Origin of the sequence: Wocania arenilitoris (assembly GCF_021728535.1) — a bacterium.
In the GTDB taxonomy this organism is placed as follows: Bacteria; Bacteroidota; Bacteroidia; order Flavobacteriales; family Flavobacteriaceae; genus Wocania_A; species Wocania_A arenilitoris.
Genome location: NZ_JAKKDU010000012.1, coordinates 64726 through 81225 on the forward strand (window position 1 = coordinate 64726; position 16500 = coordinate 81225).

Annotated in this window: 19 protein-coding genes; 13 read left to right on the forward strand and 6 right to left on the reverse strand. The window is 31.1% G+C overall.

From position 1 onward, the window contains the following. The first annotated feature begins 91 nt into the window (after window positions 1-91). A complete protein-coding gene (locus L3X37_RS10945) occupies window positions 92-844 on the forward strand; it encodes an enoyl-CoA hydratase/isomerase family protein (RefSeq protein ID WP_237240214.1) in 753 nt (250 codons plus the stop codon). A gap of 87 nt (window positions 845-931) precedes the next feature. On the opposite strand, the gene L3X37_RS10950 is transcribed toward L3X37_RS10945, so the two are convergent. Then, the gene (locus L3X37_RS10950; protein WP_237240215.1) at window positions 932-2692 is read right to left on the reverse strand and encodes an aromatic amino acid hydroxylase; all 1761 of its coding nucleotides are present in this window, start codon (window positions 2690-2692) and stop codon (window positions 932-934) included. 159 nt (window positions 2693-2851) lie between these two features. Between L3X37_RS10950 and L3X37_RS10955 the strand changes: the two genes are divergently transcribed. Both L3X37_RS10955 and L3X37_RS10960 read left to right on the forward strand, forming a co-directional pair. Next, window positions 2852-3955, forward strand: coding sequence for a bestrophin family protein (locus tag L3X37_RS10955; protein WP_237240216.1), 1104 nt, complete (start codon window positions 2852-2854; stop codon window positions 3953-3955). A gap of 17 nt (window positions 3956-3972) precedes the next feature. Further along, window positions 3973-4302 (forward strand): thermonuclease family protein, encoded by a 330-nt coding sequence (locus L3X37_RS10960; RefSeq protein WP_237240217.1) that lies wholly within the window; start codon window positions 3973-3975, stop codon window positions 4300-4302. Window positions 4303-4480: 178 nt separating this feature from the next. Here L3X37_RS10960 and L3X37_RS10965 read toward each other — a convergent pair whose 3' ends face one another. After that, complete coding sequence (locus L3X37_RS10965; RefSeq protein ID WP_237240218.1) at window positions 4481-5050, reverse strand: DUF4136 domain-containing protein; 570 nt, start codon at window positions 5048-5050, stop codon at window positions 4481-4483. 138 nt (window positions 5051-5188) lie between these two features. Further along, the gene (locus L3X37_RS10970; RefSeq protein WP_237240219.1) at window positions 5189-5377 is read right to left on the reverse strand and encodes a C1orf53 family protein; all 189 of its coding nucleotides are present in this window, start codon (window positions 5375-5377) and stop codon (window positions 5189-5191) included. Between the two features lie 50 nt (window positions 5378-5427). Here L3X37_RS10970 and L3X37_RS10975 point away from each other — a divergent pair, with 50 nt between their 5' ends. The 5 genes from L3X37_RS10975 (at window position 5428) to L3X37_RS10995 (ending at window position 9138) form a co-directional block, all read left to right on the forward strand. Beyond that, window positions 5428-5766 carry a hypothetical protein gene (locus tag L3X37_RS10975; protein ID WP_237240220.1) on the forward strand — a complete coding sequence of 113 codons (339 nt, stop codon included), beginning with the start codon at window positions 5428-5430 and terminating at the stop codon, window positions 5764-5766. Further along, a complete protein-coding gene (locus L3X37_RS10980; RefSeq protein WP_237240221.1) occupies window positions 5756-6667 on the forward strand; it encodes a 1-aminocyclopropane-1-carboxylate deaminase/D-cysteine desulfhydrase in 912 nt (303 codons plus the stop codon). Before L3X37_RS10975 ends, L3X37_RS10980 begins: the two co-directional genes overlap by 11 nt. Before the next feature lie 5 nt (window positions 6668-6672). Further along, window positions 6673-7479, forward strand: a complete 807-nt coding sequence (locus tag L3X37_RS10985) for a glucosaminidase domain-containing protein (RefSeq protein WP_237240222.1) — start codon at window positions 6673-6675, stop codon at window positions 7477-7479. Between the two features lie 8 nt (window positions 7480-7487). Further along, entirely contained in the window at window positions 7488-8774 is a 1287-nt protein-coding gene (gene hemL / locus L3X37_RS10990; protein WP_237240223.1) for a glutamate-1-semialdehyde 2,1-aminomutase, read from the forward strand. 79 nt (window positions 8775-8853) lie between these two features. Continuing rightward, complete coding sequence (locus L3X37_RS10995; RefSeq protein ID WP_237240224.1) at window positions 8854-9138, forward strand: hypothetical protein; 285 nt, start codon at window positions 8854-8856, stop codon at window positions 9136-9138. A gap of 97 nt (window positions 9139-9235) precedes the next feature. Here the strand turns inward: L3X37_RS10995 and L3X37_RS11000 are convergent, their stop codons facing one another. The 3 genes from L3X37_RS11000 to L3X37_RS11010 form a co-directional block, all read right to left on the reverse strand. Continuing rightward, window positions 9236-9697: a DUF4890 domain-containing protein gene (locus L3X37_RS11000; protein ID WP_237240225.1), complete on the reverse strand. Its 462-nt coding sequence runs from the start codon at window positions 9695-9697 to the stop codon at window positions 9236-9238. Window positions 9698-10134: 437 nt separating this feature from the next. Continuing rightward, the gene (locus L3X37_RS11005) at window positions 10135-11352 is read right to left on the reverse strand and encodes a hypothetical protein (protein WP_237240226.1); all 1218 of its coding nucleotides are present in this window, start codon (window positions 11350-11352) and stop codon (window positions 10135-10137) included. A 26-nt stretch (window positions 11353-11378) separates the two neighbouring features. Then, on the reverse strand, window positions 11379-12875 hold the full coding sequence (locus tag L3X37_RS11010) for a hypothetical protein (RefSeq protein ID WP_237240227.1): 1497 nt from the start codon (window positions 12873-12875) through the stop codon (window positions 11379-11381). A 150-nt stretch (window positions 12876-13025) separates the two neighbouring features. Between L3X37_RS11010 and yiaA the strand changes: the two genes are divergently transcribed. The 5 genes from yiaA (at window position 13026) to L3X37_RS11035 (ending at window position 16489) form a co-directional block, all read left to right on the forward strand. Continuing rightward, window positions 13026-13508, forward strand: coding sequence for an inner membrane protein YiaA (yiaA, locus tag L3X37_RS11015; RefSeq protein WP_237240228.1), 483 nt, complete (start codon window positions 13026-13028; stop codon window positions 13506-13508). Window positions 13509-13614: 106 nt separating this feature from the next. Further along, the gene (locus tag L3X37_RS11020) at window positions 13615-13953 is read left to right on the forward strand and encodes a hypothetical protein (protein WP_237240229.1); all 339 of its coding nucleotides are present in this window, start codon (window positions 13615-13617) and stop codon (window positions 13951-13953) included. A 25-nt stretch (window positions 13954-13978) separates the two neighbouring features. Continuing rightward, window positions 13979-15259 (forward strand): DUF2157 domain-containing protein, encoded by a 1281-nt coding sequence (locus tag L3X37_RS11025; protein WP_237240230.1) that lies wholly within the window; start codon window positions 13979-13981, stop codon window positions 15257-15259. Continuing rightward, window positions 15259-15906: a DUF2459 domain-containing protein gene (locus L3X37_RS11030; RefSeq protein WP_237240231.1), complete on the forward strand. Its 648-nt coding sequence runs from the start codon at window positions 15259-15261 to the stop codon at window positions 15904-15906. Before L3X37_RS11025 ends, L3X37_RS11030 begins: the two co-directional genes overlap by 1 nt. Window positions 15907-15910: 4 nt before the next feature. Then, entirely contained in the window at window positions 15911-16489 is a 579-nt protein-coding gene (locus L3X37_RS11035; RefSeq protein WP_237240232.1) for a GDYXXLXY domain-containing protein, read from the forward strand. Window positions 16490-16500 lie beyond the last annotated feature (11 nt).

The following is a 16500-nucleotide window of genomic DNA, read 5'->3' on the forward strand; positions in this document are numbered from 1 at the left end:
GTAAATTAAAAGTCATTGTCAGTTCGAGTGATTCCGATAACTATCGGAATTGTATCTAGAATAATACTATAAATAATCGTAATTTGCAACCATGTTAGAGCCATACGTGAAATTAGAGATTAAAAACCAAATTGGATATATTGAGTTTTTTCATCCAGAGCATAACGCTATGCCTAGCGATAATCTTAAAAAACTAGAAAACACAATTGTTGAAGCAGGAATAAAAGATGCCATTAAAGTTATTGTTTTAAAAAGTGGTGGTGACCGAACCTTTTGTGCTGGTGCCAGTTTTAAAGAGCTCATTGCTATTGATGATGCCGAAAAAGGAAAACAATTTTTCTCTGGTTTTGCAAATGTTATTAATGCTATGCGAAAATGCCCAAAGTTAATTATTGCTCGTGTACAAGGAAAAGCAGTTGGCGGTGGTGTTGGTTTAGTAGCAGCAGCTGATTATTGTTTGGCTACAAAATATGCATCCATAAAGATAAGTGAGTTAAGTATTGGCATTGGTCCTTTTGTGATTGAGCCAGTTGTTTCTAAAAAAATGGGACAGACAACCATGACTCAAATGACTATTAATGCTGAACAATTTTACACTGCCGAATTTGCAAAAGACAAAGGTTTATATGCTGATGTTTTTGATTCCGTTGATGCTTTAGATGAAGCCGTAAAAGCATTAGCTCAAAAATTAGCGAGCTATAACCCTGAAGCTTTAAAAGAAATAAAAAATGTGTTTTGGCAAGATACAGGATATTGGGATAATTTGCTTATTGAACGTGCCGAAATTAGCGGCAAACTGGTTTTAAGCGAATTTACAAAAGAGACTTTGAAGCGGTTTAGGTAATTAATTACACGTCGTTCTGAATTGGTTTTAGAAAGCCCCCTTTTTATTAATTTGAGACCACGAAACAAGTTTAGGGTGGCGAAAAAATTATTTCATAACAGTCCCTTTTTCAACAATACCCAACCCATCATCAACTAAATGTCCAACTTCGGGTCTATTTTGTTTAATGGTTTCTAAATGCTTTAAAATACTTTTGCATAGTTTAGTTTCATGCCCTTTAAAAGCAAGTTCATAAAGTTCAACAGGTAATAACCAATCGTTTGAATGGTTTTCAATAAGTTCTTCTAAAACTTTGGTTCTAGAAATGGTTTTGTTTTTACCATCGCGATAATCTCTAACTTGTTGGTATAAAGCTTCAAGTTTAAGTAAGTTTTCAGATTTTTTTACATGGATAGTTTCTGTTGATGACACATGTGTAATTAAATTGAAGCTGTTTAAATCTGCTGGTCCAGAAAAAGCCGAAACAATATCTTTGCCAACAGCCATATCGTACACACCCCATTGTGGTTTAAATAAAATGTTGTAATTGTGTGTAACCGTACAATTTTTAAAACTAATTAAAATTATTTTTCCTTGTAAATTTCTTTTTCCAGTAATAATTTTTCCTGAAACTTTAATACCACCTTCAAACTCAAGCGTTACAATTTTTTCTTCATAAATATCGTAAGCTCTTAAATCGCGTGGGCTCATATCTTCAATAGCTAAATTGATACCTTTTAATTTTCCAATTGGAGAACCAAATCCTTTTGTATGAGTTTCTATACCATGTCCAACTAATTCTTTTTCTCTGTATGCTAATGAAGTGTGTGTGTGTGTTTGTATGTAAATGGGCTTTCCTTCATGTTGAATAACGTCACTAAAAATACCAGAAATTTGTAAACCCGTACTAAGTTCGATAGTACCTAGTGCATTAGAGTTAATTAATTTTTTAACACCAGAGAGTCCACCTTTGCGCAGCGCCATAGTATTGGCAAACTCTTCTAAAATTAAACTTAAATGGGCAAAATCTGGTGTTACAAAAAGCTGAGGTTGAGGTTTTGTAATATCAAAATCTTTATAAGCGGCTTCAATATTATATGGTAGTTTTTTAACTTCGTTAGTCATACACCAAGCGCTTTCTCCAATAGATGATAATAGTCCTGCGCCATATATTTTTGGGTTATGTAAAGTCCCTATTAAGCCATATTCAACGGTCCACCAATGTAGATTTCGTATTAGGGTCATTTCGCTAGGTTCTCCCATATTTTGTTGGATATCCTCAATTTTTTTTTCTGCAGAAGCGACATCATCTTTATTCGAATTAGGTGCTTCTTTTATAATAGACAAATGCCTAACCGCTTCGTACAGCTCATAATCTTTAGCCGAAGAAATAGCTTTACAACCAACTTCTCCAAACCTACGCAGATATTCGGCGTATTCTGGATTGGCAATAATAGGCGCATGTCCTGCACCTTCGTGAATAATATCTGGAGCTGGCGTATATTCAATATGTTCTAATTGCCGAATATCGCTGGCAATAACGAGTACATTATATGCCTGAAATTCCATAAAAGCATTTGGCGGAATAAAACCATCAACAGCTACTGCAGCCCAACCAATATCTTTTAAAATACGGTTCATGCCATACATATTTGGTATACTATCAATAGAGATACCTGTTTGTTTTAAACCTTCTAAATACGATTTGTGTGCTACCTTAGTTAAAAAATCGACATTTTTTCGCATTACGTAACGCCAAACCGCTTGATCTATAGCCGAATAATCCTCGTAATTTTGAGGTTTTATAAACTGTTTTAAATGCTTTGGCAATCTTTGTAAAATACTGTTTGATTCAAATGATTTAGACATTGCTAATTTTAATGTGAATATACTGTACAAAAATACGAAATACTCATTAAAATACGTATTTTTTGATTTTCTTTCAATAAATAAGTTTTATATAGCTACTTAATTAAATAAACATTAAAATATTTCCATATATTTAGAACACTAAATTTTAATTAAACCATGTATACAAGACGCATATTTCCAGTTGCAGGCGTATTAAAATGGACACGTCGTCATATTTTTTTATTTCTTTTTTTAGCATTAATCCCCGTTTTTTTGTTTGATGTTTTAGGATTAAAATGGTTACATGTACCATGGCTGCCTTTAGGGGTTTTGGGTACAGCGGTAGCTTTTATTGTGAGTTTTAAAAATAATGCGTCTTATGACCGACTTTGGGAAGCACGTAAAATTTGGGGCGGCATTGTTAATGCATCGCGTTCTTGGACCATTATGGTTAAAGATTTTATTAATAACAACCATGCTAAATCACCGCTTTCAGAAAGGGAGTTAGCATTAATTCATCGAGAATTAGTGCATCGCCATGTAGCGTGGTTAACAGCATTGCGTTATCAATTACGTAAGGATAAACCATGGGAAATGCACCTTAAAGAAAAACGATCAAACATTGAGTTTAGAGCTTCACAGTATAGAGTTTGTGAAGATGAAATACCAATTGAAGAAGTTATAAAATCATATATTTCTGATAAAGAGTATAAAGAGTTATTTGCAAAAGGTAATCAAGCCTCACAAATTTTAGGAATTCAATCTAAGCGTTTAAAAGACCTTATGAATCAAGGCTTGATTGAAGATTTTAGGCATATGGAAATGACAAATATGTTAGTAGAATTTTACACATTACAAGGTAAAAGTGAGCGTATAAAAAACTTTCCGTACCCAAGACAATTTGCTACTTTAAATTATCTTTTTGTTTGGATTTTTATTATTCTTTTGCCCTTTGGAATTATGGAAGGTTTTGAGTCTATTGGAGATCATATTCTTGAAGATTTGGTAAATCACGAATCTAGAACTTCGTTAGGTCATTTAGCACAGGAATTTATTGCTAAGCATTTTGTTTGGTTTTCAATTCCGTTTAGCGCATTGATTTCTTGGGTGTTTCATACTATGGAAGCCATTGGGGAAAATACCGAAAACCCTTTTGAAGGTGGCCCAAACGATATCCCTATTACCGATATGAGTAGAGGAATTGAAATTGATATTAGGCAGCTTATTGATGATACTAATATACCAGAGCCTTACGTATGGAAAAATGATATTGTAATGTAATAGTAAAATTAAAAATAATGTATAATTATAAAGCTAAAATAATCGATGTTTACGATGGAGATACTGTAACTGCTCTTGTAGATTTAGGGTTTCTTCATTTTCAAGAAATGAAACTGCGCCTTTACGGTATTGATACACCAGAGTTAAGAGGCGCGGAAAAAGAAGAAGGTAAAAAAGTACGAGATATTTTAAAGAAAATGATCCTAGATAAAGAAGTTACTATTCGCTCATATAAAGATAAACAAGGTAAATACGGGCGCTACTTAGCAAATATCATTTTAGAAGATGGGTTAGAAGTTAACCAATGGTTGGTTGATAACGGACATGCTAAACCATATTTTCCGTAGTAAGGAAAACTATTTGGTGTCTTTTAAGATTTGATTAATTCTTGGCAATTTATCTGTAATAAGTTTTTTATATTTATGTTAACTATTGCGCTTATTGTTTTGAACTTAGTTTCTAAAGTAAAGAATATTAAAAAAAAAGAGGCTGTCTTGACTTTTCAGACAGCCTCTTTTTTATGTTTTATTGTTGTGCTTTAGGGGGGTATTTTTCCATAATTTTAGCGACAAACTCTTTAATACGAGCTTCTTTTTTATCCATATTTCGCGTTAAATAACCAGAGCCCATACCTTGCCAGATTAATTCTTTTTTGTTCGCATCAATTAAGTCAACAAATAAAGTGCCTTGAGTGCTTGTTGAAACCATTGGTTGTTGATTCCAGCCCCAACCCCAACCAGGTCCGAAGCCACCCCATGGGCCCCATCCGCCCCAACCCCAGCCACCAATGCCCCAGGCATTGTTGTATACGTCTACACGTTGCTGTGATTTTGTAAAAAGACTAATTAATAAGTCTGGGGTTTCAGATTTTGTAAAACCTTTTGCTAAAAGTTCAGCTTCAATAGCTCTCAGAATTCTACGTTTATCTAAGTCGCTAATTTCAGCTTTATCAATACCTGTTTTGTAAAAAGCAAAAGTTTTGTATTCGCTAAATTTTGCATTTTTATCATAATCTGCAGCTACTCTTACAGAGCTACATGAGGATGCCAAAATTAACAATGCTAAAATTGGTAATACTTTTAATGTTTTTTTCATAGCCTTAATATTTAGTTTTCTTTTTCAAATCTAAAAATACAATAATTCTCTTTAAAATTATAGATTTTTTATGTATTAGTTAGCATCAATAATCATACCAAGAGGCTTTAATTTAAAGATTTTGAGCTTGTTAAGCTGCTATTTTTTTATCGAGTTTTTGTTTTTAACTGTCCTGAGCGCAGTCGAAGGATTATAGCCGTAAGGACAGTGTTTACATGCACTTTCACAGCAATACCCTCTTTTTAAATGATACTGTTCTGTAAAACAACGGTAGCCTTCTGGTGTTAAGTAGAAGTCGCCTTCTTCAATGGGGATAATTTTCTTCATTATATTGCAAATATAATATATCTTGGATTGATTTTTGAATAGCCTAGTTTATGATTTTTATTTCAAAATATCTTGTACCAAAAGGTTACACCGGATTAGCTGTTTTTCCTTTTGTGTTTTTAAAATATAATCGATTTAAAACAGATTATGTGTTAATTAATCATGAGAAAATTCATTTAAGGCAACAGTTAGAAATGCTAATTATACTGTTTTATTTGGTTTATGGAATTGAGTTTTTGTTTAGATTATTTCAATATAAAAATTGGAATTTAGCTTATAGAAATATTTCTTTTGAACGCGAATCGTACACTAACGAATTAAATTTAGATTACTTAAAACACAGACCCTTTTGGGCTTTTTTAAAGTATCTTCGCATTAATGACTTTTAATCTAGAACATACTACAAATCAGCCTATAATTTTGCCTAAAAATAAGGGTGTTGAGTTGCATGTAAAACGCGAAGATAAAATTCACTCTTTTGTTTCTGGTAATAAATACAGAAAGTTGAAATATAACCTTATTGAAGCCCAAAATAAAGGTTTTAAAACATTACTAACTTTTGGTGGTGCATATTCAAACCATATCGCCGCAGTGGCATCAGCAGGAGAAATGCTTGGGTTTAAAACTATTGGCGTTATTCGAGGTGAAGAGTTAGAAAGTAAAGTCAGCGATAATGCAACTTTAAGTTTTGCTAAGCAATCTGGTATGCGGTTTAAGTTTGTATCTCGCGAAGATTTTAAAAATAAAATATCCAAAACATTTATCAGTAATTTAAAAGAAGAATTTGGGGCATTTTATTTAATACCTGAAGGTGGTACAAATGCTTTGGCAATTAAGGGATGCGAAGAAATTCTATCTGGTTTAGATAAGGAGTTCGATTATATATGCACTTCTGTTGGAACAGGCGGAACAATCTCCGGACTTATAAATTGTTCAAAACCTAGTCAACAAGTTTTAGGATTTCCTGCCTTAAAAGGTGATTTTTTACAACAAGATATTAGTAAATTTGTAACTAAAACTAATTGGAAATTAATTACCGATTATCATTTTGGAGGTTATGCTAAAATAAATAAAGCTTTAATCAGTTTTATTAATGATTTTAAAACAGATTATCAAATTCCATTAGACCCTATTTATACAGGAAAAATGATGTTTGGAATTTTTGATTTAATCGAAAAAGGATTTTTTTTAAGAGGCTCAAAAATTTTAGCTATTCATACAGGAGGATTACAAGGTATTTCTGGAATGAATGCGGTTTTAAAAAAGAAGAATTTACAAATTATTGAATAATAAAAATGAAACAATTACTATTAGTATGCTGTTTAGTTAGTATGGTTTTTAGTTGCCGTTCTAAAAAAGCGATAGTAACTAAAAAATCAAAAAGTAATACAGAACAGGTTGAAGTAAAAACAGAAACCAACAAAACCCAAGAAGAAGTTATAGAACAACCTAAAGTATACGCTAATAAAACTGAGAAATACATTAATACTTATAAAGAAATCGCTCAAAAAGAAATGCAATTATATAACATACCTGCAAGTATAACCTTAGCACAAGGTATTTTAGAATCGGGTTCTGGATCTGGTACGTTATCGGTTAAAGCCAATAATCATTTTGGAATTAAATGTCATGAATGGACTGGTAAAAAAATCTATCACGACGATGATAAGGCTCAAGAATGTTTCAGAAAATATAAAGATGCTAAATATTCGTTTAGAGACCATTCGTTATTTTTGTCTGAAAGAAAACGCTATTCAAAACTCTTCAAGCTTAAAAAGGAAGATTATAAAGGTTGGGCAAAGGGATTAAAAGCAGCAGGTTACGCCACCGATAGAAAATACCCTCAAAAATTAATTAGCTTAATAGAGCGCTATAAATTATATGAATTTGATAAAGAAGTTTTAGGCGATTCTTATGTAAAATATGAAGCCCCAATTACAAGTGATGCTGTAACTTATACGGTTGTAAAAGGGGACACTTTGTATTCTATTTCAAGAAAATACGGTATTAGTGTAAAAGAACTTCAAAAAGCAAATGGTTTAATCGATAATACCATTAGTATTGGTCAAGCATTAATTGTTAAGCTATCATCAAAAAAATAATAAAAAACATGAACTATAAACGTAGCAGTGCATTGTTTGCACAGGCCGAAACTGTTATACCTGGAGGTGTAAATTCGCCAGTACGTGCTTTTAAAGCAGTTGGGGGCACACCAATTTTTGTAAAAAAGGCAAAAGGCGCCTATTTATATGATGAAGACGATAACCGATTAATTGATTATATAAATTCTTGGGGACCAATGATTCTTGGTCATGCTTATCAACCTGTGGTGAATGCGATTGTTGATAAAGCTAAAAAAGGAACATCGTTTGGCATGCCAACAGAAATTGAAACTAAAATTGCCCAATTAGCAGTTTCTATGGTACCTAATATTGATAAAATTAGATTTGTAAATTCTGGAACCGAAGCCTGTATGAGTGCGGTTCGATTAGCACGCGGTTTCACAGGGAAAGACAAAATTATAAAGTTTGCTGGTTGTTATCATGGGCATTCCGATTCGTTTTTAATACAAGCGGGTAGTGGCGCAGTAACTTTTGGATCGCCCAACAGCCCTGGAGTTACACAAGGCACAGCAAAAGACACATTGCTTGCGCGTTATAATGATATTGAAAACGTTACGCAATTAATTGAAGCCAATAAAAATGAAATCGCTTGCATTATTATTGAGCCTGTTGCTGGTAATATGGGGTGTATTCCTCCAAAAGAAGGATTTTTACAAGGATTAAGAGATTTATGTGATACCAACAATATTCTTTTGATTTTTGATGAAGTAATGACGGGTTTCCGTTTAGCAAAAGGTGGTGCGCAAGAGTTATTTAATATTAATGCAGATATTGTTTGTTTTGGCAAAGTAATTGGTGGCGGATTGCCAGTTGGTGCTTTTGCTGCACGAAACGAAATTATGAATCATTTAGCACCTTTAGGACCAGTTTATCAAGCGGGGACTTTAAGTGGTAACCCCTTAGCTATGGCGGCTGGTTTAGCCATATTGAATGAACTAAATAGTGATGCTGAAATTTTTAATCGTTTAGAAGAAAAAACCACGTATTTGCATAATGGTATTGAAAAAGTATTAACTGAAAATAACATCACGCATACCATAAACAGAGTAGGTTCTATGATTTCGGTACATTTTGATAAAGCTGAAGTTGTAGATTTTGAAACTGCTGCAAAAGGCAATAACGATACTTTTAAAAAATTTTTCCACGGATTGCTTAATGAAGGTGTTTACATTGCGCCAAGTGCTTTTGAAACTTGGTTTATTACTGATGCTTTAACTTATGAGGATTTAGATTTTACTGTTGAGGCTGTTGGTAGGGTTTCTGAGACTCTATAAAAGAATTAGATGAAGCTTTTTTATGAATAATATAAAAACTGCAATTATATCCTATTGCTAGAGAAAGGGAGTTTCAAAAATGATTGATAAAAATCTTGAAAAAAGAAATAAATTAAAGCGAAAAAAAGAATCTTTAACTCACTCAGAATGGATGACATTTTTCTTTTTACCCTTTTTTAATCGAAATCCTTTTGGACAGGATGATGAATTTTCTCTAACTGAATTGGAAAGATTTAAGAAGTATGGATTTGAGAAGAAATTCTCTGAAGCCATAAAAGCAAAACGCCAAGGTCTTATATTTTGGTTTTTAGTCATAGTATTGACATCTACTGCACTTGCATTTTACGATAAAATATTTAGTTGAGTATAATTTTAATATGCTTAAATAGTAAAACAAAAAGCACCCTAATAAAGGATGCTTTCATCAACTAATCAAACTATAATCAACTAACCAACTAAAATTAGTTTTGTCTTTTATTTCTTTGGTCTTTATTACGACCTTTATTTTTTTGTGATCTTCTGGCTTCCAATTTTTCCCATTTAGCATATTGCTCGTCATTTAAAATGGTTTTCATTTTTGCTTTTGTTGCTATTTGGTGGTCTAGCTTTGCATTAACCATTGCTAAACGTTCTTCTTTCGATGGTTTTTCAGCATTACCTCTTTCTTTTTTTGCTTTACGGGCTTCCATCATTGCTTTTCTTTTAGTGGCATTCTCTAAATTTAGCTTTTGGATTTTAGCTTGTTGCGATTCGTTTAAATCTAAATATAAGGTCATTTTTTTTGTTTGTAACGTCGCCATTTCTTCTGCAGAAAGATTCATCATTTTTTGTCCTCTTTCTTTGTTTTGGTGTGTTCTTTTGCGTTCTTGAGCTGTAGCTTGAAGTGCAAATAAAGCAAGAGCAATTATTACTAATTTTTTCATTTTTGTTATGTTTTAAGTTATTTGTTGTTAGGACTTTGGTAAAACAAAAAGGTTTAATTGCAACTTAATATTTAACGTGATGTTAACATGTTTGATAGTGCTTAATTTAATGTGAGTTCGATTTGAAAGACTTTTCTTTAAGTATAAAAATTAATAAAAACATAGGTCACCTTGAGCGTAGTCAAAAGGTTTTTTAAATCGATAATTTCAATAGGTTCGACTGCGCTCAACCTGACAATAAATTATAAATTAAATCGAAATCACGTTGGTCTAAGCAAAGGCTTTGGCGGATAGACCCGCGTTAAGGATTGAGGCATGCTTCGACTACGCTCAGCACAGGTTTGTTGAAGCTCCCCGACGTAGGAAGGAGCGACTGCCGAAAGCCTGACCCTCCCAATAGCTATCGGGAGGGGAACGCCCAAAGAATAATAAATTTGTTATTTAAAAATAGGAAAACTTAAGTTAATACCTGTTTGTAAATCTGGAGCGTTGTTTACTAATAAATCTTCTTTAAAATATAAGGCGAGTTTGTAGTTTGGGCGACCGTAAGTATATATTAAAGACCAATTTGATAGTGCTTTGTATTGCGTTGTAACACCGTGTTGCCAACCGCCATTTATTTCTTGCCATTTACCTAAAAGTTTGTAATAACTAGCTTCTTTACGTTTGCTATAACGTGATTGTATTTGATAGTTTACTCCAAAAGCATGGTAATTTCCTTTTTTTGTGTATTTGGTAAATTCTATATCGGTTTCAATGGTTGCTAAAAATTTGTTGTTTCCTAAATCGATAACATCCCCTAGGTTTATTATGTTTTTACGGAGTAAATTCATGCCAACGCCAACATTAAATTGGTTGTTGTTTTTTAATGTGATTTTTTTAATACCGCTAGCAGAAATACCAAAATCTATTGACGGGTTGAATTTAGAGGTGTTAATTCCTAAATGATTTCCGAAACTTATAAAGATATTTTTGGTATTGTTAATTTTTAATGATGGATAGTAATAATGGTTGAATTCAATGCCACTTAAAAAGAAATCGTTGTTATTTAGCTCTAGTGCGCTTCCGTTTCTATCGGTATATTTAAAATTTACTTGGTTTAATCCGTAATAACGTCTTCCGTAAGGGTCTTCGTCACCAGAAATGTTACTATGAAACCATTCAATTGTTTCATCGCCAGTAAAAAAAGAAAACGGGTGTTTGCCTTTGGTAATTAAATACGAGCGTAATGAAATCCCTAATTCGTGGTGTTTTCCTAAAGGGATGTTTGTATTAAATCTAAATTCTTTAATAACAGCATCAATAACAATATTCATATAATCCGCTGGTGTGGTTTCTTGGTCTATAAAAGTGAAGTCACGAGCATACCAAATTACCTGACTTAATGCGTTTTGAACTTCTGGATCTTTGGGTAAATAGGCTTCAACAAATGGATGGAAAGTATTACCGCTATTATAATTTATGCTAAAGGTTGTATTATTAGGAGGTTTTATTTTAAAGTTTTGGTGAATTCGTGAACTAAATATCCCGAAATGATGTGTTGTTAAAATATTAGGATTGTCAATACCATTTTTTATAGATAAGCTGTCTGTTTGTTGAGCGTATAGAGAAGGTAATCCAATAAAAGAAAAGGCAATTAATAGTGTTTTTATCATATATAAAACCTGTAAGCAAGCAGGTTTTACAGTTCAATCAAATTTAAAGTTGTGTAGTAAAGGGGCTGGTTTTCCATTTTGCTTTTTAACCAAGCATAAAAGCTCATAACAAATATATCTTCTCTGTCTTTACTAATCCATTCAAAAGCATTTTCAACTTTGTTTTTAAAAGCTACAGAGGTTGTTATTTCGGGGTTTTTATAGCAATCTTCGGCTAAAGATAAAAAAATCAGAGCACGATGCTGATTAATTTCTTTTAAATAATTAGTATAATTTCGTTTAAAGCTTAATAGCCTAGAATCTACTAAATCAATATTTTTCAGTTCAATATGCAATAAGATTTCCATTAGATGCTTTTTAATCACCCATTCTTTACCCGCTTTTTCAATATACCATTTATCGGTGTGGTAAAACTTTGAAAATAACCGAAACGCAGTTTTAAAATCATTTTTTTGAAAATAAAACATAATTAAACTTAAACGAATATCTAGCAAAGACTCAACATCTGGATGTTTTATTTTCACAAGAGTACTTAGTAGATTTATAGCTTTCTCTTGATAGTTGGTGTAATTTAAATTAAGGCTAGTAAGTAGGTTATATTTTAGTCTAAAGGTATTGTAATACTTTTTTCGTTTCTGCTTCATATAATGATGCATTAAGTTTAAATAGTTTTGGGAATCTTTAAATTTTTTATTCCTAAATAAAGTATTGGCAATTAAATATAGAATTTGAATATGGTAATACAATTGCTTTTCTCGGTCTTTATACTCAATTATAGATTTATAAGTGTTGATTAAAAAAGGTTCGATTTTTAAATAATCATTAGTTACAAAGGCCGAAAAACTATTTATAGCTATTAGTTGATAAAGTGATTTAAACGACATTGATTCACTAAAACTTATATTGTGCTCTTTTAAGGTTGTTTTTAGAATGATTTCGAAATCTACAACATGACCCTTGTATATATTGTTATGAAATGTTTGTCTGATTTTTGCATAAACAATATTGAGCTGATCTTCTAACCGATGCCTTTTTTGATTGTTTTTAAATTTTGAAATGAGTTGATTAATATCTATTGAAGGTTCTGCATAAGCATATTGAATTTTAGTGTGATAAATTTCGTTTAATAAGGGAAATAAATGATGCTCTGTAGCTACTATTTCAGCTTTGTCTAAAATTTTGTAAGCCACTTTGTATTGTTTGTTTTGCAAGCAAGTACGTGCTGCCAATATGTATTTAATAATTTGCATATCAATGGCTTTTTCCTCTTGTAAACTTGTATTAGCAATAAAATCGATTATTGATTGGTATAAACGTTTTCTTAAAGCATGATACGCGCCTTTATTTTGGTTTCCGTAGAGTTTAAAACACAGTTCGTTCGAGTTTAAATCGTCATGTAGCAAATACTTAAACAATTGAACATTTTTAGTATCGCTACGTTTGTTCTTTTTTTCTAAATAATTTATAAAACGCTGTTGGTCTTCACTAGAAAATGTTGAAATTATTGTATTTAAATCAGTCATTTAATCGTCATAAAATATTTTAATAATATAATAAATATAGTAATTTAATGACAAATAATAAATTTTATATCGTCAGTATTCTGTAAAAATTGTGTTTCGTTGTTTTAAAAGGTTTTGCAGTTTTGTCTTGTAATCATTAAAACAAAAATTATGAATTATGAAACAACGGTGTCTTTAGATGACAAGTCTAAAAAACCAGAAGTAAAAAAAGAAGTTAAAATTTTCGATCAAAAACCTACTGCGGCTTTTATTGGTGCCTCTTGGACAGCTCTTTTAATTGGAATGACATCCTATTGCATAGGTTTGTGGAATTCTGATATGTTACTAAACGAAAAAGGCTATTATTTTACTATTCTACTTTTTGGATTGTTTTCGGTTATATCAGTGCAAAAGGCTGTAAGAGATAAATTAGAAGATATTCCGGTTACCGAAATTTATTATAGTATTAGTTGGTTTACAACAGTTACTTCAATTGTACTTTTAGTTATCGGACTTTGGAATGCCGATTTATTACTTAGCGAAAAAGGGTTTTACGGTATGTCTTTTCTATTGAGTTTATTCTCAGCTATTGCCGTGCAAAAAAACACCAGAGATGTACAATATATCGATAGGTCTATTGATGACGACAAATAGTAATTACCACAAAAATCAAAATATAAAATGCAAAGGGTTGTTTTGATGATGGTTAGTTAACCCTAAACCTCGTGGTTTTGGCTGCGAGGTTTTAAAATCTTTTCAAATGAAACCGAAAATCACAAAGGACTTAGTTGAATTCTATAAAAGACGCTTAATTTCTAGAGGAAAAATTCTTTTTAATGCAAGTATAATAACGTCACTATTTCTAGTTTTAATTTATCTAAACTCGACGGTTTTTAAAATGAATTTTGTACTAATAGGTGTTTTTCAAGAATTATTTACAATTCCAAGTATTTCAGTCCAGCCATTACTATTGTTTTTATCTTTAAGAATATTTATTAGAACAAAATTTAAAGTAAAATCATATACGTTTTTTGCTTTAATAGTATCTTTAGTCACCTTGATACTAACTTGGGGAAGTTTTATTATAACCAAATTTTAATCTGCTTTTAAATAAATAAATAATTATGAATTCAAAAATTAAAAACGATATAAAAGAACTTGTTGAAGAGCAAGTCATTTCAATTGAAGTTGCAACAAATATCGAAAACTATTATAAGTCTAAAAAGGTAGATTCACCAAATCGATTATTTACTGTTTTTGCAGTATTGGGCTCTACACTCGTTGGTCTTGGTATTATTTTAATACTGGCACATAACTGGGATCATTTTTCCAGGTTTATAAAAACCATTTTTGCTTTTGCACCATTAGTTATAGGGCAATTATTTGTGGGTTATTCTATTTTAAAACAGAAATCGGCAACATGGAAAGAAGCTTCTGGTGTATTCTTGTTTTTTGCGGTAGGTTCTGGTATAGCATTAGTGAGTCAGATTTATAATATTCCTGGAGATTTTAGTAACTACATGCTAACCTGGATTTTACTTTGTGCCCCACTTATTTATCTTTTAATATCAAATACATTAGCTGTTTTACATATTATTTTTGCAACAAATTATGCTTGTGCATTTGGGTATTTTGATGGCAACCAAACACCGTGGATGTATTTGTTACTATTGGTAATATTAGTGGCACATTATTACAATTTATTAAAATTTAAAAAAGAACATAATATCACTTCAATTTTTAATTGGCTCTTACCTTTAAGTGGTGTTATTGTATTAGGAGCTTTTGTCTCAAAAAGTGCAGAGTTTGGGTTTTTAATGTATGTTATTCTATTTGGATTGTTATATAATATTGGAAAGTTCCCTTTTTTCGATAATCAGAAATTAAGAAAAAATGGATATTTGGTTTTAGGGTCTTTAGGAACTATTTATATACTGATGCTTACTAGTTTTGAGTGGTTTTGGCAAGATATTTTAAGACACGATATTGCATTTAACTCTCAAGAATTTTATATATCAATAGTACTTTTTCTATTAACATTAAGTGTTATAATCTATTCATATTCAAAAAAATCGATTAAAAAATTCAACCTTTTTCAATGGGTGTTTATCATTTTTACAGTTATCTTTTTTATTGGAATATCAGGTAGTTTTGTTTCAATAGTGTTAATTAATTTATTGATTCTAGCTTTAGGAATTATAGCTATAAAAATTGGAGCAGATAAATTTCATTTTGGCATTTTAAATTACGGATTACTAATAATAACCACACTTATAATATGTCGCTTTTTTGATACAAATATGAGTTTTGTAATTAGAGGGTTGCTATTTGTAAGTTTTGGTTTAGGTTTCTTTTTAACCAATTATATGATGTTGAAAAGGCAAAAGAAAAGTAAGACGGAATAATGAAGTATTTAAAAAAAATATTAAAATTTATTTTAGGAGTTTTAGCTCTTCCTACAATTTATCTTTTAGTTTCTCTGTTGTTAACGGCTATTACTGTAAACAAAAATGAAACAGATTTATATACTGAAAAAGAGATATTCCTTAGTACAAACGGTATCCATTTAGATATTATAATACCGACTTCGGAAATTGAAGATGAATTAATTAATGGACTTAAAATGAAAGATGAAAAATACCTGTCCTTTGGTTGGGGAGACGAAAGTTTTTATTTAAACACACCAACATGGAGTGATTTGACTTTTAAAAATGCCTTCAGCGCTATGTTTTTAAAAGGTAACGCATTGATTCATCTAACAAAATATTCAGAAAAAAATCCTAAATGGATTGTAGTTAGTATAAATGCAGAACAATTATCGAAGCTTAATAAGTATATTTTAAATGCTTTCAAGCTTGACGAAAATGGCAATAAAACAATCTTGAAAAACAAAGGTTATACTTTAAACGACGATTTTTATAAAGCTAAAGGAAGTTACTCTATTTTAAAAACGTGTAACTCTTGGGCAAATTCTGCACTTAAAACAAGTGGTTTAAAAAGCTGTTATTGGACGCCTTTTGATTTCGGAATTATCAATAAATACAAAAATTAATAACATGAAAACAATTCACATATTTATTCTATTTATAGTTGTAGCAGTTGCACAATTATTCGTTCCAGCTCAAATGATTTTTAATAGAGAAAGTATTATAAATAAAGGCATAGCATATAAATTTAAAACACAACCAGTAGACCCTAGCGACCCATATAGAGGTAAATACATCAACTTGAATTACGAGCAAAATTCTTTTGTTACATCTGATACAATGTGGGAGCGAAAAGATAAAGTTTATGTGTGTTTAGAGACTGATAGTTTAGGTTTTGCAAAAGTAAATGCGGTTAGTAAAACACCTTTAAATTTAGATAAGGATTTTTTTATTGCTGAGGTTGTTTGGTATAATAAAAAAGACCAGAAACTAAACTTTAATTTACCATTTAATCGTTATTATATGGAAGAGACCAAAGCTTATGACGCTGAAGTTGCGGTTAGAAATAATCGACGAGACTCTGTTACCAATACAACTTACGCTTTGGTATATATTAAAGATGGTGAAGCAGTTTTAAATGATGTGGTTATAAATGATATTTCAATTAAAGAATATGTTGAGAAAGACATTGATAAATCAATAGATTGATTTATTGTATA

Coding starts and splice junctions, on each gene's coding strand:
- L3X37_RS10945 (WP_237240214.1), top strand. CDS start 92: ATGTTAGAGCCATACGTGAAATTAGAGATTAAAAACCAAATTGGATAT.
- L3X37_RS10950 (WP_237240215.1), bottom strand. CDS start 2,692: ATGTCTAAATCATTTGAATCAAACAGTATTTTACAAAGATTGCCAAAG.
- L3X37_RS10955 (WP_237240216.1), top strand. CDS start 2,852: ATGTATACAAGACGCATATTTCCAGTTGCAGGCGTATTAAAATGGACA.
- L3X37_RS10960 (WP_237240217.1), top strand. CDS start 3,973: ATGTATAATTATAAAGCTAAAATAATCGATGTTTACGATGGAGATACT.
- L3X37_RS10965 (WP_237240218.1), bottom strand. CDS start 5,050: ATGAAAAAAACATTAAAAGTATTACCAATTTTAGCATTGTTAATTTTG.
- L3X37_RS10970 (WP_237240219.1), bottom strand. CDS start 5,377: ATGAAGAAAATTATCCCCATTGAAGAAGGCGACTTCTACTTAACACCA.
- L3X37_RS10975 (WP_237240220.1), top strand. CDS start 5,428: ATGATTTTTATTTCAAAATATCTTGTACCAAAAGGTTACACCGGATTA.
- L3X37_RS10980 (WP_237240221.1), top strand. CDS start 5,756: ATGACTTTTAATCTAGAACATACTACAAATCAGCCTATAATTTTGCCT.
- L3X37_RS10985 (WP_237240222.1), top strand. CDS start 6,673: ATGAAACAATTACTATTAGTATGCTGTTTAGTTAGTATGGTTTTTAGT.
- hemL (WP_237240223.1), top strand. CDS start 7,488: ATGAACTATAAACGTAGCAGTGCATTGTTTGCACAGGCCGAAACTGTT.
- L3X37_RS10995 (WP_237240224.1), top strand. CDS start 8,854: ATGATTGATAAAAATCTTGAAAAAAGAAATAAATTAAAGCGAAAAAAA.
- L3X37_RS11000 (WP_237240225.1), bottom strand. CDS start 9,697: ATGAAAAAATTAGTAATAATTGCTCTTGCTTTATTTGCACTTCAAGCT.
- L3X37_RS11005 (WP_237240226.1), bottom strand. CDS start 11,352: ATGATAAAAACACTATTAATTGCCTTTTCTTTTATTGGATTACCTTCT.
- L3X37_RS11010 (WP_237240227.1), bottom strand. CDS start 12,875: ATGACTGATTTAAATACAATAATTTCAACATTTTCTAGTGAAGACCAA.
- yiaA (WP_237240228.1), top strand. CDS start 13,026: ATGAATTATGAAACAACGGTGTCTTTAGATGACAAGTCTAAAAAACCA.
- L3X37_RS11020 (WP_237240229.1), top strand. CDS start 13,615: ATGAAACCGAAAATCACAAAGGACTTAGTTGAATTCTATAAAAGACGC.
- L3X37_RS11025 (WP_237240230.1), top strand. CDS start 13,979: ATGAATTCAAAAATTAAAAACGATATAAAAGAACTTGTTGAAGAGCAA.
- L3X37_RS11030 (WP_237240231.1), top strand. CDS start 15,259: ATGAAGTATTTAAAAAAAATATTAAAATTTATTTTAGGAGTTTTAGCT.
- L3X37_RS11035 (WP_237240232.1), top strand. CDS start 15,911: ATGAAAACAATTCACATATTTATTCTATTTATAGTTGTAGCAGTTGCA.